The organism is Winogradskyella poriferorum, from assembly GCF_050618035.1.
In the GTDB taxonomy this organism is placed as follows: domain Bacteria; phylum Bacteroidota; class Bacteroidia; order Flavobacteriales; family Flavobacteriaceae; genus Winogradskyella; species Winogradskyella poriferorum_A.
In genome coordinates, this window is sequence record NZ_JBODPY010000191.1 from 1 (window position 1) to 226 (window position 226).

A 226-nucleotide genomic window follows, 5' to 3' on the forward strand; every position below is an offset into this window, starting at 1 on the left:
TATAAAGGATATAAAAGACCCATGGGATCAACGTCTGTGGACACTCGGTGGCAAGTGGTTAAACCTCAATGATATTGAACTCAAAAGTTTGCGTAAAATGAATGAACCTAGAATTCACTTTGCAATTGTCTGTGCTCCTGAGTCCTGTCCAAAGCTTCAAAATGAGGCCTTTACAGTTTCTAACCTAGAAAAAATGCTCACTATGTCTACAAAGGACTTTTTGAGC

General features: G+C 38.9%; 1 protein-coding gene. It reads left to right on the forward strand.

What is annotated here, in order from left to right; genetic code table 11:
* Window positions 1–226: DUF547 domain-containing protein (locus ACRHOC_RS15425; RefSeq protein WP_431159473.1), on the forward strand; the 226-nt coding region annotated here is incomplete at both ends.